Raw genomic sequence first — 24,999 nt, forward strand, 5'->3', positions numbered from 1 at the left:
GATCATGACGGACACGCGCCTGAACCCGCTCGCCACGTACGGTCTGTTCCTCGCCTGGGCGGTGCACGACGCCGAGGAGCTGGCGCGCGGTCCGCGCTGGCTCCGGGAGAACCTGCCGGGGCTTCGCGAGCGCTTCCCCGACGTGCCGGAGGCGGTGTGGCGGGCGGCCGGGAGGATCGACGAGCGTGAATTCGCCGCGGCCGTCGGGGTGATGGCGGTGATCGTCGCCGCGGCCGCCGCGGCGGGTGTCCGCTCCGGCGGCAGGTCCGCCTTCTACCAGGGGGCGGTGACCGGCTTCGGGCTGCACGGGCTCGTCCACCTCGCCCAGGCCGCCGCCGTACGGGACGTGACCCCGGGCTCGGTCACCTCGCCGCTCGTCGTCATCCCCTTCTCCCTGTGGGCCCGCGGCCGGCTGCGGCGGGCGGGCGTGCTGCGGCCCGTCCGGCTCGGGGGAGTGGTGGCCGGCCTCGCGGTGGCGGCGGGGGCGACGGTGGTCTCGCACGCCGTGGGGAGCCGGATCGCCGCCCGCTTCTGAACGCGCTCAAAAACAACCACCCTGCCTTTCTGAACACGTTCAAGAGGGGTGTACGTTGTTCCCATGAGCGACACGAACGGGCCGAGAGCCCTTCTCACGCGCATCCGCACATGGCTGATCGTCTTCGTCGTCTGCCTGGTCCTGAGCGGGGCCACCGCCTTCCCGCTCGTCACCGAACTCCGCCTCCTCGACTCCGCGTCGACCGGCTGGGCCGCACCCGTCGGCGATCTCCTGCCCGGCCTCGCCGAGTGGATCCACCGGGTGCGGGGCGGGCTGACGACCGCCGACGAGCAGGCCCCGTACCTGCTGTACGGCACCGACTGGCTGGCCTTCGCCCACCTCGTCATCGCGGTCGCCTTCTACGGTCCCTACCGCGACCCCGTCCGCAACATCTGGGTCATCGAGTTCGGCATGATCGCCTGCGTCGGCATCATCCCGCTCGCCCTGATCTGCGGCCCGATCCGGGACATCCCCTTCTGGTGGTCCGTCATCGACATGTCCTTCGGCGTCATCGGCATCCTGCCGCTCCTCCACGTACACCGGCTGATCAGGCGACTCGAGGCCCTGAGCCCCGTTCAGTCCGGCAGGCCGTAGGCCGCCACCATCAGGCGCAGGGCCGTCGGGTTCATGTCCTGGCCCTTGGCGTCGGTGGCGTTGACGCTGTAGACGAGGGTGCGGGAGCCGTCGCGGGTCGACGCGATCGCCGTGTTGTAGCCCCAGCGGCCGCCCGTCTTGCCCCAGACCTCGCGGCCGCCCAGGCGCTTCATCGACAGACCGGCGGAGTACGCGGCCGGGTCGCCGGAAGAGAGGTCCGGGACCTTGGGGAGCGTGAACATCTCCTCCAGGAGCGGACCGCGCACCACGCGGCCCTTGAACAGGGCCCGGGTGAAGCGCTCCAGGTCGGCGGTGGTCGACACGAGGTCACCGGCCGCCCAGCCGTCCGTCGCCCCCCACACCGAGACGTCCCGCAGTCCCGTCGAGCCGTCGTCGAGCCGCATCGTCTGGTAGCCGTGGTTGTACGGGCCCCTGATCTCCGGGTCCGCGCCCGGGAAGTACGTGTCCCGCAGCCCGAGCGGGCGCAGGATCCGCCGCTCCACCTGGTGCTCGTACGAGTCGCCCGTGACCCGCTCCACGATCAGTCCGGCGATCGTGTAGCCGATGTTCAGGTAATGCTGCCTCGTGCCCGGCCGGAACTCCCGCGGCTGCGCCGTCGCCGAGCGCACCAGCTCCTCCGGGGTGTGGACCACGAAGCGGTTCGCGTACCACTCCTCGACCGTCTCGCCCGGTATGCCGGCCGCCGGTATGCCGTGGGTGTGGTTCAGGAGCTGGCGAACCGTCACCGTGGCGTAGCGGCCGGGGATCAGGTCCGGCAGGTACGCGCGGGCCGGCCGGTCCAGATCGATCCGGCCCTCGGCGGCCAGCTGGAGGACGGTCGCCGCCGTGAACACCTTGGTCACCGAACCGGCCCGGAAGCGGGCCGCCGGGTCCGCCGGGGCCTTCGTCTCCAGGTCGTGCACGCCCGCGCTGCCCTGCCAGGACCCCTCGGTGCCGCCGACCCGGACCAGCGCGGCGGTGGCGTCGGCCCGGGGCAGCCCCGCGATCACCGCCGACAGGTCGGCGGTCCGGGACTCGGAGGCGGAGATCGCGGGACCGGGCGCCGCGAAGGCCGGGGTGAGCGCCGGGCCCGCCGCGACTCCCAGGACCAGGGCGGCGGCGAGCAGGGTGCGGGTGGACGTCCTCATGGTCAACTCCGTGGGTGTGAGCCGTTGTTCTCGGTGGCTCCATCCTGCTGACCTGCGGCGATCGGCGGATCGCCCGCACCGGCGGTCTTCGGCCGGTCAGTTCCTCCCCGGCGCGGGGGAGGGAGCGTCCCCGGCGCCTCCCCCGGGCGGGGGAGAGCCCGCCGCGACCAGGCCCGTCTCGTACGCGCAGATCACCGCCTGGATCCGGTCCCGCAGCCCCAGCTTGGCCAGCACGTTCCCCACGTGCGTCTTCACCGTGTGGTCGCTGACCACCAACTCCGCCGCGATCTCCGCGTTCGAGAGACCCCGGGCGAGCAGCAGCAGCGTCTCGCGCTCCCGGCCCGTGAGGACGTCGAGCCGGGGGTCGGACCTGCGGGGCCCGCCCGCCGTGTACTGCTCCACGAGCCGCCGCGCCACGGACGGCGCGAGCAGCGAGTCGCCGGCCGCCACCACCCGTACCGCGTGCACCAGGTCGTCCCGCCGCACGTCCTTGAGGAGGAAGCCGCTCGCGCCCGCGTGCAGCGCCTCGTACACGTACGCGTCGGTGTCGAAGGTCGTCAGCATCACGGTCCGGCAGCCGGACTCCGCGCTGATCGCCCGGCAGGCCTCGATGCCGTCCGTCCGGGGCATCCGGATGTCGAGCAGCGCCACGTCCGGCGCGAGCCGGCGCACCGCCTCGACGGCCTCCGCCCCGTCCCCGGCCTCCGCCACCACCTCGATGTCGGGCTGCGCGTCCAGGATCATCGCGAAGCCGCTGCGCACCAGTTCCTGGTCGTCCGCGACCACCACCCGGATCGTCATCTCTTCTCCTCCCCCACGGGCAGCAGGACCCGCACCTCGAATCCCCGGCCGCCCGGTCCCGGGCCCGTCTCCGCCGTCCCGCCGTGCGCGGCGGCCCGTTCCCGGATGCCCACGAGTCCGTGCCCGCCGGGGCCGCCCTGCGGGCCGCGCCCGTCGTCGGTGACGGTGACCCGCAGGATCCCGTCGGCGTGGGCGAGCCGGACGTCGGCCGTACGGGCCTTCGCGTGCTTCACCACGTTCGTCAGCGCCTCCTGCACGATCCGGTAGACGCTCGCGCCGGTCGCCGCGGGCAGCGCCCGCACCCCGCCCTCCGTCGCGTACCCGACGGCCAGACCGCCGTCCCGCACCCGCTCCAGGAGCACGGGGAGGTCGCCGATCCCGGGCTGCGGCGCCCTCGGCGCGTCCTCGCCCTCCCGCAGCACGCCCAGCATCCCGCGCAGTTGGGTCATCGCGTCGCGGCCCGCGGCCGAGATCGCGTCGAACGCGGCCTCCGCCCGCTCCGGCGCGGCCCGCACGGCCAGCGGTCCGGCCTCCGCCTGCACGATCATCAGGCTCACCGCGTGCGAGAGGATGTCGTGCATCTCCCGGGCGATCCTGGCCCGTTCACGCGCCGCCGCCCGCTCCGACTCCACGGCCTGCGCCCGCTGCCGGGCATCGGTCAGCCGCCCGAACGCGTAGGCCGCGCCGAACACGAAGAGCGAGAAGGTCAGTTCGCGCGCGGACTGGGTGTTGAGCCACACCGACGCCGGCACCGCGACCAGCATGAGTCCCGCCGTCACCAGCCGCTGCCACGGCGGCGCGAGCACCGCGATCGTGTAGACGCTCACCAGGCCCGTGTACGGCAGCGGCTGCCCCGGCCCCTCGACCGCCAGCTTGTACAGCGCGCTCGTCGCCAGGATCGCGAGCAGCACCGCCATCGGCGCGCGCCGCCGCCACACCAGCGGCACCACGGTCAGCGTCGTCAGCCCGTACGCGGGCCAGGTCGCCGGTTCGAGCTCGGGCCCGCGCGGCACCACGAACGGCATCGTCATCGCGGCCTGCACGACGAGCGCCAGGCCGATGTCCACCGCCCGTGGATGGGCGGCCCCCCATGTGCGGAGCTCCCGCAGCTCCCGCATCCCCCGTATGCCCATTACGGCTTGCGGCCCACCGCACCGAACTGCGCGACCACGGCGCCCGCCCCGGAGCGCCAGCGGGAGCAGGAGACGACGCCCGGCTCCAGGAGGTCGAGTCCGTCGAAGAAGGAGGTGAACTCCTCGCGGGTGCGGGCGGTGATCGGCGGGGTCGCGTTCTCGTTCCAGAAGTCCATCGCGGCCTTGTTGCCCTCGCCGCCGAGCTCCGGCTCCAGGGTCGGGTGGGTGAGCACCAGATGACTGCCGGAGGGCATGGCGGCCATCAGGGTCCGCACGATCGACCGGGCCTTGTCGGTGTCCAGGACGAAGTTGAGGATGCCGAGCATCATCACCGCGACCGGACGGGAGAGGTCGAGCGTCCCGACGGCCGCCGCGACGATCCGCTCCGGGTCGTGGGCGTCGGCGTCGACGTACTCCGTGACGCCCTCGGGCGCGCTCGTCAGGAGCGCACGCGCGTGCGTGAGGACGATCGGGTCGTTGTCGACGTAGACGATCCGGGCGTCGGGGGCGACCCGCTGCGCCACCTCGTGGGTGTTGTCGGCGGTCGGCAGGCCCGTACCGATGTCCAGGAACTGGCGGACGCCCGCCTCGGCCGCCAGATGCGTGACCGCCCGCCCGAGGAACGCCCGGTCCGCGCGGGCCACTTCGCCGATGCTCGGGTAGAAGCCGGTGACCTGGTCGCCGACCGCCCGGTCCACCGGATAGTTGTCCTTGCCGCCCAGCCAGTAGTTCCACACCCGGGCGTTGTGGGCGATGTCGGTCCGGATCCGGTCGTTCATGTCTGTGTCCTTCGGAGCACGGCGGCGAGTGCGTCGACCCGGTTCGTGGTGACCGAGTCGACCCCGTTCCCGATCAGCTTACGCATCGTGCGCCGTGTGTCCGCGGTCCAGGCCGAGACGAGCAGCCCGTCCCGGTGGACCCGCTCGGTCAGGGCCCGACTCACCAGACCGAAGCGGTAGTTGAGCCACTTCGGCCGGACGGCGTCGAGGAGCACGGGCCGGGGCGGGGCGAGCGAGGTCCACGTCAGGGCGATCTCGGCGGACGGATCGGCGGCCCGCACCTGGAGCATCGCCACGGCGCCCGCGCAGTAATAGACGCGCTCCCCGGCCCCGCACTCGCGGACCGTGCGGACGATCTCCCGGACCGAGTCCTCGTTCCCGCCCGGCAGGTCGAGCATCAGCCGGTGGTCCCCGGCGGTGAGCAGGGCGTCGCGGAGGGTCGGCACCCCGCCGCCGGTCAGCTCGCGCAGCAGCTCGTGCGTGAGGCCCGAGAGGGGCCGGTCGTGACCCCACAGGCGCTTCAGGGTGTCGTCGTGGAGGAGGACGGGCACCCCGTCCCCCGTCAGCCGGACGTCGATCTCGACCGCGTCCGCCCCCTGCTCGATCGCCGAGGCGATCGAGGGGAGCGTGTTCTCACGGACGCGGTACGGGTCGCCGCGGTGGCCTACGGCAGTGACAGGGCGCATGGCCCCATTCTCGTCGGCGTCAGCGCGCCAGCCAGTCGTTCGTGTACGTGTCGATCTCGGCCATGATCCCCGCCTTGCCGGCCGCGTCGAGGAAGGAGGCCTCCACGGCGTTCTTGGCGAGGGCGGCGACACCGCGCTCGTCGAGGCCGAGGAGACGGGCGGCGACGGCGTACTCGTTGTTGAGGTCCGTGCCGAACATGGGCGGGTCGTCGCTGTTGATCGTGACGAGGACCCCGGCGTCGACCATCTGCCGGACCGGGTGCTCCTCCAGGGTGGCGACGGCCCGGGTCGCGATGTTCGACGTCGGGCAGACCTCCAGGGCGATCCGGTGCTCGGCGAGGTACGCGAGGAGCTCCGGGTCCCGGACCGAGCTGGTGCCGTGGCCGATGCGCTCGGCGCCCAGGTCGCGGATCGCGTCCCAGACGGTCTCCGGGCCGGTCGTCTCGCCCGCGTGCGGGACGGAGTGCAGGCCGGCCGCGCGGGCCAGGTCGAAGTACGGCTTGAACTGCGGGCGCGGCACGCCGATCTCCGGGCCGCCGAGGCCGAAGGAGACCAGGCCCTCGGGGCGCAGCCCGTCGGTGGTGGCGAGCCGCGCGGTCTCCTCGGCGGAGACGAGGCCGGCCTCGCCGGGGATGTCGAAGCACCAGCGCAGGATCGTGCCGAACTCGGTCTCGGCGGCCTTGCGGGCGTCCTCGATGGCCGCCATGAAGGCGTGCTCGTCGATGCCGCGGCGGGTGGAGGAGTACGGGGTGATGGTCAGCTCGGCGTACCGGATGTTCTGCCGGGCCATGTCCCGGGCGACCTCGAAGGTCAGCAGCCGGACGTCCTCGGGGGTGCGGACCAGGTCGACGACCGACAGGTAGACGTCGATGAAGTGGGCGAAGTCCGTGAACGTGAAGTAGTCGGTGAGCGCCTCGGGGTCCGTGGGGACCTTGGAGTCGGGGTGCCGGGCCGCGAGCTCGGCGACGATCCGCGGCGAGGCGGAACCGACGTGGTGGACGTGCAGCTCGGCCTTGGGGAGCCCCGCGATGAAAGGGTGGAGATCGGTCATCGGATCATCGTAGGCCGGGCGGATCCCCCTCCGGGGTGAGGTCGTAGCATGGCGTGACCACGATGGGGGAGGCCCATGTCTGACAACCGAGACCGGCCGCAGGGCGGCTACGACCCGGCGGACCCCTGGGCTCCGCCGAACCGCGACGGGGTGGAACTGAGCAAGCCGGCGACGCCGTCGCCCCCGCCGGTGCACGACCAGCCGACGATGACGTCCTTCCCGGCCGCGCCGGGAGCCCCGGCGGGCGACGTCCCGCCGCCCCCGGTCGCCCCCGGCGGCCCGGCGGCCACGCCCGGCTACGGCTACCCCGCGGACACGCCCGGCGGCTACGGCTACCCGGCCGCGGCCCCGGCCCCGGGCGCCTCCGGCTACGGCTACCCGGCGGACACGTCCGGCGGCTACGGCTACCCCGGATACGCATCGCCGTACGGCCAGCCCGGCTGGCAGCAGTCCCCGTCCAACGGCATGGGCACGGCCGCGATGGTGCTCGGCATCATCGCCGTCGCGGGCTTCTGCATGTACGGCCTGGGCGTGATCCTCGGCATCCTGGCGCTGATCTTCGGCATCATAGGCCTGAAGAAGGCTGGCCGGGGCGAGGCGACGAACCGGGGCATGGCGATCGCGGGCATCGTGCTCGGCTCGATCGGCACGCTGGTGAGCGCCGTGTTCCTGGGCTTCATGATCTGGGCGATCTCCCAGGACTCCACGTCCTTCGAGGACTCCGGGTCCGACGACCCGTTCGCCTCGGTCCTCCAGATCGAGGGCGACGGCCACTGAGCGCAGCCGTGTGAAGGGGCCCCGCACCGACGGTGCGGGGCCCCTCGCGCATGCGTCAGGCGGTGCGCAGCCGCTCCCGCGCCTCCATCAGGGCGAACCCGAGCAGATTGAGCCCGCGCCAGCGCGCCGGGTCGTGCGCCCCGGGGGCGTCCGCGGCGAGCCCGATGCCCCAGATCCGGTCCAGCGGGCTGGCCTCCACCAGGACGCGCTCGCCGGTGCCCAGGAGGTACGCGCGCAGGGCCTCGTCCGAGGAGAACTTGTGGACGCTGCCCTCGACGACGATCCCGTAGCGCTCCCGCTCCCAGACGGCGTCGTCGAAGCCCCGCACCAGCCGGCCCGCCTTCTTGGCCTCCGCGGGGGTACGGGCGGTCAGCGCGGCCCGCTCGGCGTCGGCGTCCCGGAAGAGGCGGGCCTTGGCCGCCATCATCCAGTGCTCGGCGGTCGCGTAGCCCACGCCGTCGACCACGAAGGGTGCCGGCCACCACTGGCTCAGACAGCTCGCCGAAAGGCGGCCGTCGGGGTGCGGACGGTGGCCCCAGAAATGCAGCCACTTCACCCGGTCACCCCTGGTGACCTGCTGTGTCAGCTCTTCGATCTTGGTCATACATGCGAGTCTGGCATCCGCCACGGACACTCCGTACGGAGATTTTCCGGCCGCCTCGACACATGGTCGACCGAATCCGTCGCGTAACCAAAAGGCAACAACGGAATCACTTGTTGGACCACTATCCCCATGCCAGGATCGGCACTCAATTCGAGCTGGGACAACGGAGAGCGTCATGAGCAACCGCTTCCAGGTGACGGACCGCTTCGCGGACGGCGCGCAGTACATCGGCGGAAAGCTCCGCGCCGGAACCTCAGGTCAGGAACACAGCGTGATCGACCCGGCGACGGGGGAGAGCGTCTACACGTACGCGCTCGCCTCCACCGCCGACGTGGACGAGGCCGTCGCCGCGGCCAAGGCCGCCTTCCCCGCCTGGGCGGGAGCCACCCCCGGCGAGCGCTCCGACGCGCTGCACCGCCTCGCGGGCGTGCTCGCCGACTGGGCCGAGGACATCGCCCGGGTCGAGTCGCTCCAGTGCGGCAAGCCCCTCAAGCTCACCACCGAGTTCGACGTGCCCGGCACGATCGACAACACGTCCTTCTTCGCGGGCGCCGCCCGCCACCTCCAGGGCCAGTCGGCCGCCGAGTACTCCGCCGACCACACCTCGTACATCCGGCGCGAGCCGCTCGGCGTCGTCGGCTCCATCGCCCCCTGGAACTACCCGCTCCAGATGGCCGCGTGGAAGATCCTCCCGGCGATCGCCGCGGGCAACACGATCGTCCTGAAGCCGGCCGAGCTGACCCCGCTGACCTCGCTGATGTTCGCGATGGCGGCGAAGGAGGCGGGCCTTCCCGACGGCGTGATCAACATCGTCAGCGGCTCCGGGAGGGTCGTCGGCGAGCACCTCGTCGGCCACCCCGACGTCGTCATGACCTCCTTCACCGGCTCCACCCCCGTCGGCAAGCGGGTCGCCGAGGTCGCCACCGCCACCGTGAAGCGGCTCCACCTCGAACTCGGCGGCAAGGCCCCGTTCCTCGTCTTCGACGACGCCGACCTGGAGGCCGCCGCCCGGGGCGCCGTCGCCGCCTCCCTCATCAACAGCGGCCAGGACTGCACCGCCGCCACGCGCGCGTACGTCCAGCGCCCGCTCTTCGACGCCTTCGTCGCCCGGGTCGCCGAGCTCATGGAGACCGTCCGCGTCGGCGACCCCTTCGCGCCCGGCACCGACCTCGGACCGCTCGTCAGTCACCGCCACCGCGACAGCGTCGCCGGCTTCGTCGAGCGCGCCCGCGGCTACGCCACCGTCGTCACCGGAGGCGAAGCCCCTGGTGGAGAGCTCAAGAACGGCGCATACTACCGACCCACCCTGATCACCGGCGCCGCACAGGACAGCGAGGTCGTGCAGTCGGAGATCTTCGGTCCGGTCCTGGTGGCCCTGCCCTTCGACGGCGACGACGAGGGCATCCGGCTCGCCAACGACACCCCGTACGGCCTCGCCGCCTCCGCCTGGAGCCGTGACGTCTACCGGGCCAACCGTGCCACGCGGGAGATCAAGGCGGGATGTGTGTGGGTCAACGACCACATCCCGATCATCAGCGAGATGCCCCACGGCGGCACCAAGGCCTCCGGGTACGGAAAGGACATGTCGGCGTACTCCTTCGAGGAGTACACGCAGGTCAAGCACGTGATGTTCGACAACACCGCGGTGGCTGCGAAGGACTGGCACCGCACGATCTTCGGGGACCGATAACAGACTGCCGCCCGACCAGCGGCCCACCCATCCCGAAAGGGCACAGCGCATGGAGCAGTACGAGCCCGACAGCCTGTCGGCCGCGCAGCTGGCGGCGATACGCCGCAGCCTGACGAGCGGCCGGGGCGCCCTCAGCCGCCGTTCGATGCTGCGCGCGGGCGGCGTCGGCGCGCTCACGGTCGGCGGTCTCGCCGGCCTGAGCGCCTGTGGCATCCCGCCCGCCAAGCGGGAGGGCCAGGGCCCCGCCTCCACCGACGACTCGGCCAAGGAGAAGAGCGTCGCCTTCTCCAACTGGACCGAGTACATGGACGTCAGCGAGGACGAGAAGTCCCGCCCGACCCTGGAGGCGTTCGCGAAACGCACCGGGATCAAGGTCAAGTACACCGAGGACATCAACGACAACGTCGAGTTCTTCGGCAAGATCAAGCCGCAGCTCGCGGCCGGCCAGGACACCGGCCGCGACCTGATATGCGTCACCGACTGGCTCGCCGCCCGCATCATCCGGCTCGGGTGGGCGCAGAAGCTCGACCCGGCGAACCTGCCCAACGCGTACGCGAACCTGTCCGGGCAGTTCCGCCGCCCCGACTGGGACCCGGGCCGGTCCTACTCGTACCCGTGGACGGGCATATCCACCGTCATCGCGTACAACTCCAAGGCGACCGGCGGCAAGAAGGTCGACTCGGTCACGCAGCTCCTCGACGACCCCTCGCTCAAGGGCCGGGTCGGCTTCCTCACCGAGATGCGCGACTCCGTCGGCATGACCCTGCTCGACCTGGGCAAGGACCCGGGGAAGTTCACGGACGCCGACTTCGACGCGGCGATCGGGCGCCTCCAGAAGGGCGTCGACACGAAGCAGATCCGCCGCTTCACCGGCAACGACTACACCTCCGACCTGGACAAGGGCGACATCGCGGCCTGTCTGGCCTGGGCCGGCGACATCATCCAGCTCCAGGCCGACAACCCGGACATCAAGTACTCCATACCGTCCGCCGGATACATCACCTCCAGCGACAACCTGCTCGTCCCCGCGCAGTCCCGGCACAAGACGAACGCCGAGAAGCTCATCGACTACTACTACGAGCTTCCCGTCGCGGCCCAGCTCGCCGCCTACATCAACTACGTGTGCCCCGTCGACGGGGTCAAGGACGAGCTCGCCAAGATCGACCCCGAGCTCGCGGACAACACGCTGATCCTTCCGGACAAGGCCATGGCCAAGAAGTCGCACGCCTTCCGCTCGCTCACCAGCGCGGAGGAGACGGCGTACGAGGAGAAGTTCGCCAAGCTCATCGGCGCCTGAGTCCGGCCTCGTCCACCTCTCTCACTCCCTGGGACCACAACCCATGACTGACAAGACTGCTCACACTGGAACGAACGCGGGCGGCGGCGACGTCCGTCTCACCGGGATCAGCAAGTCGTACGGCTCGTTCACCGCCGTCCACCCGCTGGACCTGACCGTCCCGCAGGGTTCCTTCTTCGCCCTGCTCGGCGCCTCCGGCTGCGGCAAGACCACCACCCTGCGCATGATCGCCGGCCTGGAGGACCCCAGCACCGGCACCGTCTTCCTCGGCGACAAGGACGTCACCGACCTCCCGCCGTACAAGCGGCCGGTCAACACCGTCTTCCAGTCCTACGCGCTCTTCCCGCACATGGACATCTCCGAGAACATCGCCTTCGGCCTGCGCCGCCGCGGCGTCAAGTCGGTGAAGAAGCAGGTCGACGACATGCTGGAGCTCGTCCAGCTCGGCGACAAGGCCCACCACAAGCCGCACCAGCTCTCCGGCGGCCAGCAGCAGCGCGTCGCCGTGGCCCGCGCGCTCATCAACCACCCGCAGGTGCTGCTCCTCGACGAGCCGCTCGGCGCCCTCGACCTCAAGCTGCGCCGCCAGATGCAGCTGGAGCTCAAGCGGATCCAGACCGAGGTCGGCATCACCTTCGTGCACGTCACCCACGACCAGGAGGAGGCCATGACCATGGCCGACCAGGTCGCGGTCATGAACGGCGGCCGTGTCGAGCAGCTCGGCGCCCCCGCCGACCTGTACGAGAACCCGCAGACCACCTTCGTCGCCAACTTCCTCGGCACCTCGAACCTGATCGAGGCCGAGGTCGCCGAGACCGGCGCCGACGTGATCGTCACGGCCGGCGGCGGCAAGCTCAAGGTGCCCGGGGACCGCTGTACCTCCGCCGTCCGACGGGGCGGCAAGGTGCTCGTGGGAGTCCGCCCCGAGAAGATCTCGCTCGCGCACGCCGACGACGCGGGCTCGATAGCCGACGGCCGCAACCGGGTGACCGGCCGGATCGTCGACTCCTCCTTCATCGGCGTCTCCACCCAGTACGTGGTGAACAGCCCGGCGGGCGCGGAGCTCCAGGTCTACGAGCAGAACATCGAGAGGGACGCGCGACTGCGTCCCGGCGCCGAGGTCGTCCTGCACTGGAACCCGGCCCACACCTTCGGCCTCGACGCCGCGCAGGACATCGACGCGGGCGTGGAGACGGTGGAGGACGCCTCGTGACGACAACCCTGGAGAAAGCCGCTCCTCCGGCGGAGGAACCGGTTCTGCGCAAGCCCTCCACCCGCAAGCGGCTCGTCCCGTACTGGCTGCTGCTTCCCGGCATCATCTGGCTGGTCGTCTTCTTCGCGCTGCCCATGGTCTACCAGGCCTCGACCTCGGTGCAGACCGGCTCCCTGGAGCAGGGCTTCGCGGTCACCTGGCACTTCCAGACGTACTGGGAGGCCTTCCAGGAGTACTGGCCGCAGTTCGTCCGCTCCCTGCTGTACGCCGGGACCGCGACCCTCCTCTGCCTCCTGCTCGGCTACCCGCTGGCGTACCTGATCGCCTTCAAGGCCGGCCGCTGGCGGAACCTGCTCCTCGTCCTCGTCATCGCCCCCTTCTTCACCAGTTTCCTCATCCGCACGCTCGCGTGGAAGACGATCCTGGCCGACGACAGCGTGGTGGTCGAGGCGCTCAACGCCCTCCACTTCCTGGACGTCACCAGCTGGCTCGGCTGGACCGAGGGCGACCGTGTCCTCGCCACCCCGATGGCGGTGGTCTGCGGTCTGACGTACAACTTCCTGCCGTTCATGATCCTGCCCCTCTACACCTCCCTGGAGCGGATCGACGGCCGGCTGCACGAGGCCGCGCAGGACCTGTACGCCTCCCCGGCCACCACCTTCCGCAAGGTGACCTTCCCGCTGTCGATGCCCGGTGTCGTCTCCGGCACCCTGCTCACCTTCATCCCGGCGAGCGGCGACTACGTCAACGCCGAACTGCTCGGCTCGACGGACACCAAGATGGTCGGCAACGTCATCCAGTCGCAGTTCCTGCGGGTCCTCGACTACCCGACGGCGGCCGCGCTCTCCTTCATCCTCATGGCGATCGTGCTGGGCATGGTCACCGTGTACATCCGCCGCGCCGGAACGGAGGACCTGGTCTGATGCGCTGGATACGACGCAACCTCGTCGTCATCGCGGGCCTGCTGACGCTCGCGTACATGATCCTGCCGAACCTCGTGGTGATGGCGTTCTCCTTCAACAGGCCGAAGGGACGCTTCAACTACTCCTGGCAGGAGTTCTCGCTCGACGCCTGGAAGGACCCCTGCGGCGTCGCCGACATGTGCGAGTCACTCTCGCTCTCGCTCCAGCTCGCCGCCTGGGCGACGGTCGGCGCGGTCGTCCTCGGCACGATGATCGCCTTCGCACTGGTCCGCTACCGCTTCCGGGCGCGCGGCGCGATCAACTCGCTGATCTTCCTGCCGATGGCGATGCCCGAGGTCGTCATGGCCGCCTCGCTGCTGACGCTCTTCCTCAACATGGGCATCGAGCTGGGCTTCTGGACGGTCCTGATCGCCCACATCATGTTCTGCCTGTCGTTCGTCGTGACGGCGGTCAAGGCCCGCGTCATGTCCATGGACCCGCGCCTGGAGGAGGCCGCGCGCGACCTCTACGCGGGGCCGACGCAGACCTTCCTGCGCGTGACCCTGCCGATCGCCGCGCCCGGCATCGCCGCCGGCGCGCTGCTCGCCTTCGCGCTCTCGTTCGACGACTTCATCATCACCAACTTCAACGCGGGCTCCACCGTCACCTTCCCCATGTTCGTCTGGGGCTCGGCGCAGCGCGGAACCCCCGTTCAGATCAACGTCATCGGCACCGCGATGTTCGTCCTCGCGGTACTGGTGGTCGTGGCCGGGCAGATCATTACGAACCGGCGCAAGAAAACAGCAACAGCCTGAGCGAAAGCCGTCTCAGGCACCGAAGGAGTTGGAAACCATGGCCCCAGTCGCCATGCGTCTCGCTGCACAATCTCTCTCCGACGCCCAGCCCGTCCCCTTCTGGCTGGAAGACCCCGGCAAGCCCGGAGCCCTGCCCGCCCTCACCGGCACCGAGAAGTGCGATCTCCTCGTGGTCGGCGGCGGATACAGCGGACTGTGGACCGCGCTCCTCGCCAAGGAGCGCGACCCCTCCCGGGATGTCGTACTGATCGAAGGCCGCGAGGTGGGCTGGGCCGCCTCGGGCCGCAACGGAGGCTTCTGCGCGGCCTCCCTCACGCACGGCTTCGGCAACGGCCTCGCCCGCTGGCCGGGCGAGCTGGCGAAGCTGGAGGAGCTCGGCGAGCGGAACCTCGACGCCATCGAGGAGACCGTCGCCCGCTACGCGCTGGACTGCGAGTTCGAGCGCACCGGCGAGATCGACGTCGCCACCGAGCCGTACCAGGTCGAGGAACTGGCCGAGGTGTACGCGGAGCTCGACCGGCTCGGGCTCGCGGACGGCGTCGAACTCCTCGACCGGGACGCCGTACGGGCCGAGGTCGACTCGCCCACCTTCCTCGGCGGCATGTGGGACAAGCGCGGCGTCGCCATGCTCCACCCGGCCAAGCTGGCCTGGGGCCTGAAGCGGGCCTGCCTCGACCTGGGCGTCCGGATCTACGAGAACACCCCCGGCCTCCAGCTGGTGTCGGTCGGTGCCGGGATGGGCGTCCGCACCCCGTACGGCAAGGTCGTCGCCGGCCGGGTCGCGCTCGGCACCAACGTCTTCCCGTCGCTGGTCAAGCGGGTCCGGGCGTACACCGTCCCGGTCTACGACTACGCCCTGATGACCGAGCCCCTCAGTCCTGAGCAGCTCGCCTCGATCGGCTGGAAGAACCGGCAGGGACTCGGCGACTCCGCGAACCAGTTCCACTACTTCCGGATCACCGCCGACCACCGCATCCTGTGGGGCGGCTACGACGCCATCTACCCGTTCGGCGGCAAGGTCAGCGCCGAGATGGACCACCGCCCGGAGACGTACCTCAGGCTCGCCGAGCACTTCTTCCGCTGCTTCCCGCAGCTGGAGGGGCTCCGCTTCAGCCACGCCTGGGGCGGCGCGATCGACACCTGCTCGCGCTTCTCGGCCTTCTTCGGCACGGCCCACCAGGGGAAGGTGGCGTACGCGGCCGGGTTCACCGGCCTCGGCGTCGGCGCCACCCGCTTCGGCGGGGACGTGATGCTCGACCTGCTGGCGGGGGAGCGCACCGAGCGCACCGACCTGGAGATGGTCCGCTCGAAGCCGCTGCCGTTCCCGCCCGAGCCGGTCGCCTGGGCCGGCATCGGCATCACCAAGTGGTCGCTCGCCCGCGCCGACGAGAACGGCGGCCGGCGCAACCTGTGGCTGAAGGCCATGGACCGGCTCGGCCTCGGCTTCGACAGCTGACGGCCGTGTGACGCAGGTCACAACCGGCGAGTAGTCGAAGTCGCGTAAGAGAAGCCCCCGTACCCGCTCTCTCCGTGTGGACACCGTGTCCACACGGAGAGGAGATCGTCGCGATGACTGGTACGGGGGCTTCGGGCGTCAGGGCCGCGGTGGAGTGGCTGGCCGCGGTCGCACCGGATCCCGAGGCCTGCCGGTGGGAGTGGGAGCGCAACCCCCACGGGGTCGCCCTGCTGCCGGCCGGCAGGCGCTGGGACGTACTGATCCTGCCGGGGGAGCTCGGGCATCCCACGCTCGACGTGCTGACCCGTCTCGTGGACCGGCCGGGCCCGGTCCTGGCCGACTTCGGTGACGCCCGGACGGGCTTCTTCGTCCCGCCGGGAACCGCCGCCCGCTGGCTCGGCACCGGGGTGCGCGGCGCGGGCTCCGGCACCTGGATCGTCGTCCCGTACCCGGGGCGGGTGACCGGTGCCGCGCGCTGGCTGGTGGCGCCGGACGGCCTGGGTACCCTCACCGACGCCTCGCTCCTGGAGCTGGCGATGCACGAGGCGGCAGGCGGGCTGGCAAGGGACGGAAGGGGGCCGAGCGGGATCTGAGCAGAGCTCCGGGCCGTACAGAGGTCTTGACCACTTGATTGGTCTGGACCATGCTGTGGCGCGCTCCACCTCGATTCCCCCACCCCCGGAGGCAGTTGTGGACCGCACCAGACCCCTCACCCTGCTGTTGGCGGGCTCCCTCGCCGCCGGCGGGCTCCTCGCACTCACCCCGGCGGCGCAGGCCGCCGACACCGAACTCGCCCGCAACGGCGGCTTCGAGACCGGCCTCGACGGCTGGACCTGCACGGCGGGCAGCGGCGCCGTCGTCCCGTCACCCGTGCACGGCGGGACGAAAGCGCTCCAGGCGACCCCGGCCGGCAGCGACAACGCCAAGTGCTCCCAGACCGTGACGGTGAAGCCCAACTCCAGCTACACGCTCAGCGGCTGGGTGCGCGGCAGCTACGTCTACCTCGGCGCCTCCGGCACCGGCACCACCGACGTCTCCACCTGGACGGGCTCCGCCCCCGACTGGCAGAAGCTCACCACCTCGTTCACCACGGGCGCCTCGACCACCTCGGTCACGATCTACACCCACGGCTGGTACGGCACCCCCGCCTACCAGGCCGACGACCTCTCCCTGTACGGCCCCGGCGGCGACCCGGTCCAGCTCCCCGCCGCCCCCACCGGCCTCACGGCCGGCTCCCCGGCCTCCACCTCCGTGCCGCTCACCTGGACGGCGGTCTCCGGCGCCACCTCGTACAACGTCTACCAGGGGTCCACCAGGGTCCAGACGGTCACCGCCCCCTCGGCCACCGTCTCCGGCCTCACCGCCTCCACCCCGTACACCTTCCAGGTCACCGCCGTGAACAGCGCCGGAGAATCCCCGAAGTCCGCCGCGGTCACCGCGACCACCACCTCCGGAGGCGGCGGAGGCGGGGGCGGCCTCCCCGCGCACGCCCTCGTCGGCTACCTCCACGCGAGCTTCGCCAACGGCTCCGGCTACACGCGCATGGCCGACGTCCCCGACTCCTGGGACGTCATCGACCTCGCCTTCGGCGAACCGACCTCGGTGACCTCCGGCGACATCCGCTTCAGCCTCTGCCCGGCGACCGAATGCCCCGGCGTCGAGTCCCCCGCCGAGTTCAAGGCCGCGATCAAGGCCAAGCAGGCCGCCGGCAAGAAGGTCCTCATCTCCATCGGCGGCCAGAACGGCCAGGTGCAGCTCGCCACCTCCGCGGCCCGCGACACCTTCGTCTCCTCCGTCTCGAAGATCATCGACGAGTACGGACTCGACGGCCTCGACATCGACTTCGAGGGCCACTCGCTCTCGCTCCAGACCGGCGACACCGACTTCCGGAACCCGACCAGCCCGGTCGTGGTCAACCTGATCCAGGCGGTCAAGACCCTCAAGGCCAAGTACGGGGAGAAGTTCGTCCTGACGATGGCCCCCGAGACCTTCTTCGTCCAGCTCGGCTACCAGTACTACGGCTCCGGCCCCTGGGGCGGCCAGGACCCCCGCGCCGGCGCCTACCTGCCGGTCATCCACGCCCTGCGCGACGACCTGACCCTGCTCCACGTCCAGGACTACAACTCGGGCTCCATCATGGGCCTCGACAACCAGTACCACTCGATGGGCGGCGCCGACTTCCACATCGCCATGACCGACATGCTCCTCACGGGCTTCCCGGTCGCCGGCAACACGGACCGCTTCTTCCCGGCCCTCCGCCCCGAGCAGGTCGCCATCGGCCTCCCCGCCTCCACCCAGGCGGGCAACGGCCACACCGCCCCGGCCGAGGTGAACAAGGCCCTGGACTGCCTCACGAAGAAGACGAACTGCGGCAGCTACCAGACCCACGGGACGTGGCCGTCCCTGCGCGGCCTGATGACCTGGTCGATCAACTGGGACCGCTACAACCAGTGGCAGTTCTCGCAGAACTTCGACACGTACTTCGGGAACGCCGCCAACGGGAGCTGACGCCCAGCACGATCAGCGAGAGACAGAGGCTGGCGAACACGTCCAGCGGCCAGTGGAAACCCCGCAGGACCAGCCCGGTCCCCGTCACCGCCGTCAGCACGGCGGCGACGGGGATCAGGCGGTTCGAGACGAGGAACGCCGCTCCGAAGTAGGCGACCGCCGCGGTGGCCGTGTGGCCCGAGGGGAAGTAGCCCTGGGCCCAGGGCTCCAGCGGGCCGGGGCGCGCGGTCCACTCCTTCAGCGGTATCACCAGGAGGGGTACGGCGGCCATCGCGAGGCCCGCGCGCAGTGCGGCGGCGCGGCGCCCGCGCCACACCGCGTACGCCATCGCGCAGGCGAGGACGGGCAGGGCGACGGCCATGTCGCCGAGGTCGGAGGCGAGTTCGGTCAGGCGCCGGGGGGCCGTGTCCACCAGGGACCGGGACACCCGCTCGTCGAGCCTGGCCAAGGGGCCGTGGACGAGCACCTGCCAGGTCACGACGGCGAGGGCGACGAGCGCCGAGAAGAGAGCCGGCCGCCCTGGAACAGGGGGGGTGGTTCCAGGGCGGCCGAGGGGATCGGGCTGCCGCGCGCCCCGGGGGGTGTGGGGCGGGCGGCCATCCGATCGGTGAGGAGTCCCGGGGCACGAGGCCCCGGTGGTGTGCGCGAAGGCACGGTGTGGACGGGGCTGGGGAGGCTCCGCCCGGGGTGTTTCTCTCATCTGCAGAAACCGTACGTCACGGAAAGGGGGGCCGACAGCGGGAAACGTATCCCACCATCGGCCCCCCACAGAGTCTTCACACGGAGTGTCAGATCGGTGATCCGGCCCGCGATCCGACCGCCGGTCAGATCTGCGCGAGCGCGGCCTCGATGACGTCCAGACCCTCGTTCAGCAGGTCCTCGCCCATGACCAGCGGCGGCAGGAAGCGCAGCACGTTGCCGTAGGTGCCGCAGGTCAGGACGAGCACGCCCTCGTTGTGGCAGTACTTGGCGAGCGCGCCGGCGGCCTCCGCGTGCGGCTCCTTGGTGACCGGGTCCTTCACGAGCTCGATGGCGATCATGGCGCCGCGGCCGCGGATGTCACCGATGACCGGGAACTTCTCCTGCATTGCGGTGAGGCGGCCCTTCATGACCTCCTCGATGCGCTTGGCCTTGCCGTTGAGGTCGAGCTCCTTCATCGTCTCGATGGAGCCGAGCGCACCGGCGCAGGCCACCGGGTTGCCGCCGTAGGTGCCACCCAGACCGCCGCCGTGGACGGAGTCCATGATCTCGGCGCGGCCCGTGACGGCGGCGAGCGGCAGACCGCCCGCGATGCCCTTGGCGGTGGTGATGAGGTCCGGGACGATGCCCTCGTCCTCGCAGGCGAACCACTGGCCGGTACGGCAGAAGCCGGCCTGGATCTCGTCCGCGACGAAGACGATGCCGTTGTCGTTGGCGAACTTCACGATCGCCGGCAGGAAGCCCTTGGCCGGCTCGATGAAGCCGCCCTCGCCGAGGACCGGCTCGATGACGATCGCGGCGACGTTCTCGGCGCCGATCTGCTTGGTGATGTTGTCGATCGCCTGCGCGGCGGCCTCGGGGCCGCAGTTCTCGGCACCGGTGGGCCAGCGGTAGCCGTAGGCGACCGGCACGCGGTAGACCTCGGGCGCGAACGGACCGAAGCCCTGCTTGTACGGCATGTTCTTCGCCGTCATGCCCATGGTGAGGTTGGTGCGGCCGTGGTAGCCGTGGTCGAAGACGACGACGGCCTGGCGCTTGGTGTACGAGCGGGCGATCTTCACCGCGTTCTCGACGGCCTCGGCGCCGGAGTTGAACAGCGCGGACTTCTTGGCGTGGTCGCCCGGGGTCAGCTCGGCGAGCGCCTCGCAGACCTCCACGTAACCCTCGTACGGCGTCACCATGAAACAGGTGTGGGTGAAGTCCTGCAGCTGCGCGGCGGCGCGGCGTACGACGGCCTCGGCGGACGCGCCGACCGAGGTCACGGCGATGCCGGAGCCGAAGTCGATCAGGCGGTTGCCGTCGACGTCCTCGATGATGCCGCCACCGGCCCGCGCGGTGAAGACGGGCAGCGTGGAGCCGACGCCACCGGCGACCGTGTCGAGACGGCGGGCCTGAAGCTCCTGCGACTTCGGACCGGGGATGGCGGTGACGATGCGCCGCTCCTGCGGGACAGCGTTCATGCGGGGCTCCTGGGGGTGTTCTGGACGCACTTGCGGGTTTCCTCCGCAGGCTAGGCGCGGGGGAGGGGCGGAGGCATGCGCCGATCGGGAGTGGTGACGGGTGTGTCGTTGTCCGGGTTGGACATGACGGCTCCGCTTCCGCGGCGCGGACCGCCCCCGGACGAACGGGAGGCCGTTCGGCCGCACGGGTGGTCGAATCCCCTCCCGGCGGCCCGGGGCCCACTAGATTGACGGTGGCACAGACGCGGCGACCTGGCTGGTCAGGGGGCAGGGGTTTCATGGAGACCGACGGCACGTACGAGTCACGCGACACCAGGGGGGGCGCGGTCCCGCGCCCGACGGCGCCGCCGACCGACGGCCGGCCGACGTCCCCCGGCACCCCCGCGCCCGTCCCGGCTCCGCCGCACCACGTACCGGCTCCGCCGCATGCCCCGGCTCCGCCGCATGTCCCGGCTCCGCCGCGGGTGCCGCCGCGGCCGGCGGCCGCGCCCGGCGCCACCGTTCCGGGGGCCGCCGCTCCCGGGGGCTCCCACGGCGCGGTGCCCGCCGCCACGCCCGCCGTCGCCTGGCTCGACGCCCCCCGGCCCGAGGCCGCGCCCGGGATCTGGCGGTTCCGGCACGTACCACCGCCGCCGCCCCGGGAGGCGCGGAAGCTCGCGCCCGTCACCGTGGCCGGGCTGCTGATCCCGCTCGTCGTGGGGCTGCTGCTCTGGTCGGCCTGGCGCCGCGGCGCCGTCCCCTACCAGTGGATCCCGCTCGCCACCTTCACCCCCGCCGACTGGTGGTACGCCGGAGGCACCTCGCCCCGCGACTGGCACGGCGGCGAGGCCCACGTCGTCTACGACGGGGTCTTCTTCGCCGTCCTCCTCTACGCGATGGCCCGCCTCGGCGCCTGGGCCGAACTCGCCCGGCACCTCCTGGCCGACCGCCGCCCGCCCGTGCGCGCCGCGTTCACGGCCGCCGCCGCGCTGATCGCGCTGACGTTCGTCTGGCCGGACGCCTTCCCCGGCGTCGGCTGGGACGCGCTGCCGGTCGTCGGCCCGCTGCTCTCCCTCGTGGTGCTCCTCGGCGGCGGGTACGACGTCCTCGCCTCGCCGGTCCTCGTCTACACCCTGTACGCGCTGATCACGGCCGCCGTGCTCTGGCCCTTCGCGCGCCTCGGCGGCTGGCCCGCCCTGATCCGCGGGTGGCTCAAGGCCCGCGCCGCCGCCCCGGCGGACGGCACCCCGCCGCCGCTCGACCCGGAAGCGCCCGTACCCCTCTCGCAGTGGCCCGAGCTGCGGGCGGCGGGGGAGCGGCAGGCGGCGGACCTGCTCGCCGCCGAACTGTCCGCCGGCCGCATGAACGACGTGGACTGCGCCCGGGTCCGCCGCGACCTGGAGCGCGCACGGACGCACGCCGGCGGCCTCGCCTCCTTCGCGGGCACCGTGCTCCGGCAGGGCGCCGCGGCCGGGGCGCACCCCTCCGGCGACCGCGACCTGCCGGGCCGCGCCGCCACCCACGACCTCCTCCTCGGCCAGGTCCGGATCGGCCGCTGCGCGGCCGAGGAGCGGAACCCGGCCGCCTACCGGGGCGTCGGCCTCGCCCTCGAACCGGCCGCGCTCGCCACCTCCCTGCTGGTCGTCGGCCCCTCCGGCGCGGGGAAGACCACCCGCCTGACCGGCCCGGTCGCCGAGTCGCTCACCCTGCAGGCCCTCACCGGCGCGTGCGCGGTCGTCGCCGTGGGCACGGCCGACGCACCGCTCGGCCCGGACGGGGCGTACGACGTCGTGATCCGCCCGGGCGACCCGGCCTCGCCGTACGACCTCGACCTGTACGCCGGCCTCGGCGACCCCGACGAGGCGGCCGCGCTGCTCGCGGAGGGCCTGGTGGGCGACGTCGAGCACCTCGACGCCCGGCGGGCCGCCACCGTCCTCGCCCAGCTCATCGGCCCCTACAGGGCGGTCCACGGCCGCTTCCCGTCCGTGCCGGTGCTCCGTGAGCTCCTCGAAGCGGGCCCGGAGACGCTGACGGCCCTCCTCGAACGGCTCCCGGCCGACGCCGCGGCCATGCGCCGTGAGCTGGAGGCCCGGATCCGGCAGGCCGGCACCGCCGCCGACGCGGGGCCGCCCCTCGCGGACCGCCTGTCGCTCCTCGACCGGCCGGCGTTCGCCGAGTTCTTCGGCGCCGACGGGAGCGAGGTACGGCCCTTCTCGCTGAAGTCCGTCGTGCACCACCCGCTGCGGGTGCGGATCAAGCTGCCCGAGCGCGGCCACGAGGAGGCCTCGCGGCTCCTCGCCCGGCTGGTCCTCGCCCAGTTCACGGCGGCGGCCAGGACGGGCGCGAAGCGCGGGCACTTCCTCGCCCTCGTCCTCGACGACGCCACCGGGGCGCTCACCACGGGCACCGTCCGCTCCCTCCAGCGGCTGCGCCCGCACCACGCGGGTGTCGTCCTGGGACTGCGCACCCTCGGCGAGGTGCCCGAGGCCCTGCACGGCCCGCTGCTCGGCGCCGTCGGCTGCCGGGTCGCGCTCTCCGGCATCACGACCTGGGACGGCCGGGGGTTCGCCGAGACCTGGGGCAAGGAGTGGGTGGAGACCACGGAGGTGGCCCACCACACGGTCTTCGCCGACCAGCCGATGACCCGTTTCATCCACGCCCTGCGCAAGAAGGTCACCGGAAAGGCCGTCACCACGGACGCGGTCACGACCCGGAAGGTCGAGCGCGAGCGGTGGTCCGCCTCCGAGCTCGCGCACGCCGTGCCGCCCGGTCACGCCGTCGTGTCCCTGACCACGGCCCAGGGCGCGCACACACCACCGGTCCTCGTCGACCTGCGCGGCTGACCGTGCACCCGGCGCCCCGCGCGGCCCCCGTGGCCGAGCCGTCTCACGGCTCGCGCGGCTGAGCGGGCTCCCGGTGGGGCTGGCACAATCGGGGGCGCCGCTCGGCTGAGCGGCGCCTCCCCCGGCCGTGCACGGCTCCCCCCGCGTGCGGTCCTCGCTCAAAGGTCCGACGGTCCCCAATGCCGCCCACCCTCGCCTCGCTCGTACAGCACTCCGCCCTCAAGCTCATCGTCCGCGCCGGTGAGGACCGCCTCGACACCCCCGTCCGCTGGGCGCACGTCAGCGAGCTCGCCGACCCCGTCCCGTACATGGAGGGCGGCGAGCTCCTCCTCACCACCGCGCTCACCCTCGACGCGGAGGACCTGGAGGCGATGCGCCGCTATGTGCGGCGGCTGCTCGGTGCCGGGGTCGTCGGGCTCGGGTTCGCCGTGGGCGTCAACTACGAGGAGATCCCGCCGGCCCTGCTCGAAGCGGCCCGCGAGGAGCACCTGCCGCTGCTCGAAGTGCCGCGCCGGACGCCGTTCCTCGCCATCAGCAAGGCCGTGTCGGCCGCCATCTCCGCCGACCAGTACCGGGCCGTCACCGCCGGTTTCGAGGCCCAGCGCGAGCTGACCCGCGCCGCGCTCGCCGAGGGCCCCGAGGCCGTCGTCGCGCGGCTCGCCGCCCACGTCGACGGCTGGGCCGCGCTGTACGACGCCTCCGGCGCCGTCGTCGCCGTCGCGCCCGAGTGGGCCGCGCGCCGCGCCGCCCGCCTCACCCCCGACGTCGAGCGGCTGCGCGAGCGGCCCGCGCCCGCCAGCGCCGTCGTCGGCGGTACGGACGACCGCGTCGAGCTCCAGTCGCTCGGCACCGGCCGCCGGGTCCGCGGCGCCCTCGCCGTCGGCACGGGCGCGCCCCTCGGCACGGCCGAGCGGTACGCCGTGCACTCGGCGATCGCCCTGCTCACCCTCACGACGGAACGTTCCCGCTCGCTCCAGGAAGCGGAGCAGCGGCTCGGCGCGGCGGTGCTGCGCCTCATGCTCGCCGGTCAGCCGGAGCCCGCCCGCGCGGTGGCCGGAGACCTCTACGGAGGCCTGCTCGACGCCCCCTACCGGCTGCTGGTCGCCGAGCCCGCCGGGGGAGACACCGCGGGCGAGCCCCCGCTGCCCGTCCTCGCCGAGTCCCTGGAGGCCGCCGCCGCCCGTGCGGGCGAGGCGGTGCTCACCGTCGCCGAGAGCGCGCAGCGGCTCGTCGTCCTGGCCGCCGACGGGGGCGCGGTCGTCGCCGCCTGCGAGGGGTACGCCGAGCGGGAGGCGGAGGACGCCGGTGTCGTCGTCGGCCTCTCCGCTCCGGCGGGCCCGAGCGCCGCGGCAGCCGCGTACAAGCAGGCCGAGCAGGCCCTCTCGGTCGCCCGGCGGCGGGGCAGGGCGCTCGTCGAGCACGAGGACCTGGCGGCGGGCTCGGTGCTTCCGCTCCTCGCCGACGACGCCGTCCGCGCCTTCGCCGACGGGATGCTCCGCGCGCTGCGGGAGCACGACGCGACCGGGCGCGGCGACCTGGTGGCCTCGCTGCGCGCCTGGCTCTCCCGGCACGGTCAGTGGGACGCGGCGGCGGCGGACCTGGGCGTCCACCGGCACACGCTGCGGTACCGGATGCGCCGGGTGGAGGAGATCCTCGGCCGTTCCCTGGACGATCCGGACGTACGGATGGAGCTGTGGCTGGCCCTGAAGGCGACGGGCGAGGGCGCGGAATAGCGCCTCGGGGAGCGCGAAGCGGCCTAGTCCGAGCCGCCGCCGTAGTCGCCGGTGAACGTGTCGCCGCTCGTCCGACTCTTGTTGCGGCGCTGTCCGGCGCGGACCACCTCGCCGCCCAGCAGGGTCACCGTGGCCACGGCCCGCACCCAGCGCGGGCCGCCGCGGGACGCCCACACCACGCTGGCGCAGCCGGCGACGGCGACGACCAGGACTCCGATCAGTACGTAAAGGATCATGCTTTCCCCCTGGGGTCGTACGGTCCCGGTCATCCTCCCACCCCTCCGCAAGGCCCCCCA

The 24,999-nt window shown here is 72.3% G+C and carries 23 protein-coding genes; 13 read left to right on the forward strand and 10 right to left on the reverse strand.

Going from position 1 to position 24,999, the window contains the following annotated elements; translation table 11 throughout:
* Nucleotides 1-4 precede the first annotated feature (4 nt).
* The gene (locus ACN9MM_RS28095) at nt 5-535 is read left to right on the forward strand and encodes an HXXEE domain-containing protein (RefSeq protein WP_426366449.1); all 531 of its coding nucleotides are present in this window, start codon (nt 5-7) and stop codon (nt 533-535) included.
* 63 nt (nt 536-598) lie between these two features.
* A complete protein-coding gene (locus tag ACN9MM_RS28100) occupies nt 599-1,129 on the forward strand; it encodes a hypothetical protein (RefSeq protein WP_426366450.1) in 531 nt (176 codons plus the stop codon).
* On the opposite strand, the gene ACN9MM_RS28105 is transcribed toward ACN9MM_RS28100, so the two are convergent.
* The 6 genes from ACN9MM_RS28105 to ACN9MM_RS28130 form a co-directional block, all read right to left on the reverse strand.
* A complete protein-coding gene (locus ACN9MM_RS28105; RefSeq protein ID WP_426366452.1) occupies nt 1,111-2,277 on the reverse strand; it encodes a serine hydrolase domain-containing protein in 1,167 nt (388 codons plus the stop codon). The two genes, ACN9MM_RS28100 and ACN9MM_RS28105, sit on opposite strands and share 19 nt — an antisense overlap.
* 96 nt (nt 2,278-2,373) lie before the next feature.
* Entirely contained in the window at nt 2,374-3,078 is a 705-nt protein-coding gene (locus ACN9MM_RS28110; protein WP_426366454.1) for a response regulator, read from the reverse strand.
* Nucleotides 3,075-4,211, reverse strand: a complete 1,137-nt coding sequence (locus ACN9MM_RS28115) for a sensor histidine kinase (protein ID WP_426366455.1) — start codon at nt 4,209-4,211, stop codon at nt 3,075-3,077. The genes ACN9MM_RS28110 and ACN9MM_RS28115 overlap by 4 nt, the downstream gene beginning before the upstream one ends.
* Entirely contained in the window at nt 4,211-4,990 is a 780-nt protein-coding gene (locus ACN9MM_RS28120; RefSeq protein WP_426366457.1) for an SAM-dependent methyltransferase, read from the reverse strand. Before ACN9MM_RS28120 ends, ACN9MM_RS28115 begins: the two co-directional genes overlap by 1 nt.
* Nucleotides 4,987-5,676 (reverse strand): glycerophosphodiester phosphodiesterase, encoded by a 690-nt coding sequence (locus ACN9MM_RS28125; RefSeq protein WP_426366458.1) that lies wholly within the window; start codon nt 5,674-5,676, stop codon nt 4,987-4,989. Before ACN9MM_RS28125 ends, ACN9MM_RS28120 begins: the two co-directional genes overlap by 4 nt.
* Before the next feature lie 19 nt (nt 5,677-5,695).
* Complete coding sequence (locus ACN9MM_RS28130) at nt 5,696-6,727, reverse strand: adenosine deaminase (RefSeq protein WP_426366460.1); 1,032 nt, start codon at nt 6,725-6,727, stop codon at nt 5,696-5,698.
* Nucleotides 6,728-6,802: 75 nt separating this feature from the next.
* Here ACN9MM_RS28130 and ACN9MM_RS28135 point away from each other — a divergent pair, with 75 nt between their 5' ends.
* The gene (locus ACN9MM_RS28135) at nt 6,803-7,504 is read left to right on the forward strand and encodes a DUF4190 domain-containing protein (protein ID WP_426366461.1); all 702 of its coding nucleotides are present in this window, start codon (nt 6,803-6,805) and stop codon (nt 7,502-7,504) included.
* A gap of 55 nt (nt 7,505-7,559) precedes the next feature.
* Here the strand turns inward: ACN9MM_RS28135 and ACN9MM_RS28140 are convergent, their stop codons facing one another.
* Nucleotides 7,560-8,108, reverse strand: coding sequence for an NADAR family protein (locus ACN9MM_RS28140; protein ID WP_426366462.1), 549 nt, complete (start codon nt 8,106-8,108; stop codon nt 7,560-7,562).
* Nucleotides 8,109-8,283: 175 nt separating this feature from the next.
* Here ACN9MM_RS28140 and ACN9MM_RS28145 point away from each other — a divergent pair, with 175 nt between their 5' ends.
* The 8 genes from ACN9MM_RS28145 (at nt 8,284) to ACN9MM_RS28180 (ending at nt 17,989) form a co-directional block, all read left to right on the forward strand.
* The gene (locus tag ACN9MM_RS28145) at nt 8,284-9,798 is read left to right on the forward strand and encodes a gamma-aminobutyraldehyde dehydrogenase (protein ID WP_426366463.1); all 1,515 of its coding nucleotides are present in this window, start codon (nt 8,284-8,286) and stop codon (nt 9,796-9,798) included.
* 49 nt (nt 9,799-9,847) lie between these two features.
* Nucleotides 9,848-11,095 (forward strand): polyamine ABC transporter substrate-binding protein, encoded by a 1,248-nt coding sequence (locus tag ACN9MM_RS28150; protein ID WP_426366465.1) that lies wholly within the window; start codon nt 9,848-9,850, stop codon nt 11,093-11,095.
* 43 nt (nt 11,096-11,138) lie between these two features.
* Nucleotides 11,139-12,308 (forward strand): ABC transporter ATP-binding protein, encoded by a 1,170-nt coding sequence (locus ACN9MM_RS28155; protein WP_426366466.1) that lies wholly within the window; start codon nt 11,139-11,141, stop codon nt 12,306-12,308.
* Nucleotides 12,305-13,231 (forward strand): ABC transporter permease, encoded by a 927-nt coding sequence (locus tag ACN9MM_RS28160; protein WP_426366468.1) that lies wholly within the window; start codon nt 12,305-12,307, stop codon nt 13,229-13,231. Before ACN9MM_RS28155 ends, ACN9MM_RS28160 begins: the two co-directional genes overlap by 4 nt.
* Complete coding sequence (locus ACN9MM_RS28165) at nt 13,231-14,025, forward strand: ABC transporter permease (RefSeq protein ID WP_187623001.1); 795 nt, start codon at nt 13,231-13,233, stop codon at nt 14,023-14,025. The genes ACN9MM_RS28160 and ACN9MM_RS28165 overlap by 1 nt, the downstream gene beginning before the upstream one ends.
* 37 nt (nt 14,026-14,062) lie before the next feature.
* Nucleotides 14,063-15,481: an NAD(P)/FAD-dependent oxidoreductase gene (locus ACN9MM_RS28170; protein ID WP_426366470.1), complete on the forward strand. Its 1,419-nt coding sequence runs from the start codon at nt 14,063-14,065 to the stop codon at nt 15,479-15,481.
* Between the two features lie 113 nt (nt 15,482-15,594).
* Nucleotides 15,595-16,074, forward strand: coding sequence for a hypothetical protein (locus tag ACN9MM_RS28175; protein ID WP_426366472.1), 480 nt, complete (start codon nt 15,595-15,597; stop codon nt 16,072-16,074).
* 97 nt (nt 16,075-16,171) lie between these two features.
* Entirely contained in the window at nt 16,172-17,989 is a 1,818-nt protein-coding gene (locus ACN9MM_RS28180) for a chitinase (protein ID WP_426366473.1), read from the forward strand.
* Here ACN9MM_RS28180 and ACN9MM_RS28185 read toward each other — a convergent pair.
* Nucleotides 17,910-18,689, reverse strand: coding sequence for a phosphatase PAP2 family protein (locus ACN9MM_RS28185; RefSeq protein ID WP_426366475.1), 780 nt, complete (start codon nt 18,687-18,689; stop codon nt 17,910-17,912). The genes ACN9MM_RS28180 and ACN9MM_RS28185 overlap by 80 nt on opposite strands.
* A gap of 124 nt (nt 18,690-18,813) precedes the next feature.
* Nucleotides 18,814-20,148, reverse strand: coding sequence for a 4-aminobutyrate--2-oxoglutarate transaminase (gabT, locus tag ACN9MM_RS28190; protein WP_426366476.1), 1,335 nt, complete (start codon nt 20,146-20,148; stop codon nt 18,814-18,816).
* A gap of 278 nt (nt 20,149-20,426) precedes the next feature.
* On the opposite strand from gabT, the gene ACN9MM_RS28195 reads away from it, so the two are divergent.
* Both ACN9MM_RS28195 and ACN9MM_RS28200 read left to right on the forward strand, forming a co-directional pair.
* Nucleotides 20,427-22,970: an ATP/GTP-binding protein gene (locus tag ACN9MM_RS28195; RefSeq protein WP_426366477.1), complete on the forward strand. Its 2,544-nt coding sequence runs from the start codon at nt 20,427-20,429 to the stop codon at nt 22,968-22,970.
* A 179-nt stretch (nt 22,971-23,149) separates the two neighbouring features.
* Entirely contained in the window at nt 23,150-24,703 is a 1,554-nt protein-coding gene (locus ACN9MM_RS28200; protein WP_426366479.1) for a PucR family transcriptional regulator, read from the forward strand.
* 23 nt (nt 24,704-24,726) lie between these two features.
* On the opposite strand, the gene ACN9MM_RS28205 is transcribed toward ACN9MM_RS28200, so the two are convergent.
* Nucleotides 24,727-24,939, reverse strand: coding sequence for a hypothetical protein (locus tag ACN9MM_RS28205; protein WP_426366480.1), 213 nt, complete (start codon nt 24,937-24,939; stop codon nt 24,727-24,729).
* Nucleotides 24,940-24,999 lie beyond the last annotated feature (60 nt).

The sequence above is a fragment of the Streptomyces sp. E-08 genome, from assembly GCF_049913095.1.
Lineage (GTDB): Bacteria > Actinomycetota > Actinomycetes > Streptomycetales > Streptomycetaceae > Streptomyces.

Bases quoted from the DNA above. Each gene is read 5' to 3' on its own strand.
- ACN9MM_RS28105 (WP_426366452.1), bottom strand. From the start codon at position 2,277: ATGAGGACGTCCACCCGCACCCTGCTCGCCGCCGCCCTGGTCCTGGGA.
- ACN9MM_RS28140 (WP_426366462.1), bottom strand. From the start codon at position 8,108: ATGACCAAGATCGAAGAGCTGACACAGCAGGTCACCAGGGGTGACCGG.
- ACN9MM_RS28200 (WP_426366479.1), top strand. From the start codon at position 23,150: ATGCCGCCCACCCTCGCCTCGCTCGTACAGCACTCCGCCCTCAAGCTC.
- ACN9MM_RS28175 (WP_426366472.1), top strand. From the start codon at position 15,595: ATGACTGGTACGGGGGCTTCGGGCGTCAGGGCCGCGGTGGAGTGGCTG.
- ACN9MM_RS28095 (WP_426366449.1), top strand. From the start codon at position 5: ATGACGGACACGCGCCTGAACCCGCTCGCCACGTACGGTCTGTTCCTC.
- ACN9MM_RS28130 (WP_426366460.1), bottom strand. From the start codon at position 6,727: ATGACCGATCTCCACCCTTTCATCGCGGGGCTCCCCAAGGCCGAGCTG.
- ACN9MM_RS28115 (WP_426366455.1), bottom strand. From the start codon at position 4,211: ATGGGCATACGGGGGATGCGGGAGCTGCGGGAGCTCCGCACATGGGGG.
- ACN9MM_RS28185 (WP_426366475.1), bottom strand. From the start codon at position 18,689: ATGAGAGAAACACCCCGGGCGGAGCCTCCCCAGCCCCGTCCACACCGT.
- ACN9MM_RS28150 (WP_426366465.1), top strand. From the start codon at position 9,848: ATGGAGCAGTACGAGCCCGACAGCCTGTCGGCCGCGCAGCTGGCGGCG.
- gabT (WP_426366476.1), bottom strand. From the start codon at position 20,148: ATGAACGCTGTCCCGCAGGAGCGGCGCATCGTCACCGCCATCCCCGGT.
- ACN9MM_RS28155 (WP_426366466.1), top strand. From the start codon at position 11,139: ATGACTGACAAGACTGCTCACACTGGAACGAACGCGGGCGGCGGCGAC.
- ACN9MM_RS28100 (WP_426366450.1), top strand. From the start codon at position 599: ATGAGCGACACGAACGGGCCGAGAGCCCTTCTCACGCGCATCCGCACA.
- ACN9MM_RS28195 (WP_426366477.1), top strand. From the start codon at position 20,427: ATGGAGACCGACGGCACGTACGAGTCACGCGACACCAGGGGGGGCGCG.
- ACN9MM_RS28170 (WP_426366470.1), top strand. From the start codon at position 14,063: ATGGCCCCAGTCGCCATGCGTCTCGCTGCACAATCTCTCTCCGACGCC.
- ACN9MM_RS28110 (WP_426366454.1), bottom strand. From the start codon at position 3,078: ATGACGATCCGGGTGGTGGTCGCGGACGACCAGGAACTGGTGCGCAGC.
- ACN9MM_RS28165 (WP_187623001.1), top strand. From the start codon at position 13,231: ATGCGCTGGATACGACGCAACCTCGTCGTCATCGCGGGCCTGCTGACG.
- ACN9MM_RS28145 (WP_426366463.1), top strand. From the start codon at position 8,284: ATGAGCAACCGCTTCCAGGTGACGGACCGCTTCGCGGACGGCGCGCAG.
- ACN9MM_RS28135 (WP_426366461.1), top strand. From the start codon at position 6,803: ATGTCTGACAACCGAGACCGGCCGCAGGGCGGCTACGACCCGGCGGAC.
- ACN9MM_RS28125 (WP_426366458.1), bottom strand. From the start codon at position 5,676: ATGCGCCCTGTCACTGCCGTAGGCCACCGCGGCGACCCGTACCGCGTC.
- ACN9MM_RS28120 (WP_426366457.1), bottom strand. From the start codon at position 4,990: ATGAACGACCGGATCCGGACCGACATCGCCCACAACGCCCGGGTGTGG.
- ACN9MM_RS28205 (WP_426366480.1), bottom strand. From the start codon at position 24,939: ATGATCCTTTACGTACTGATCGGAGTCCTGGTCGTCGCCGTCGCCGGC.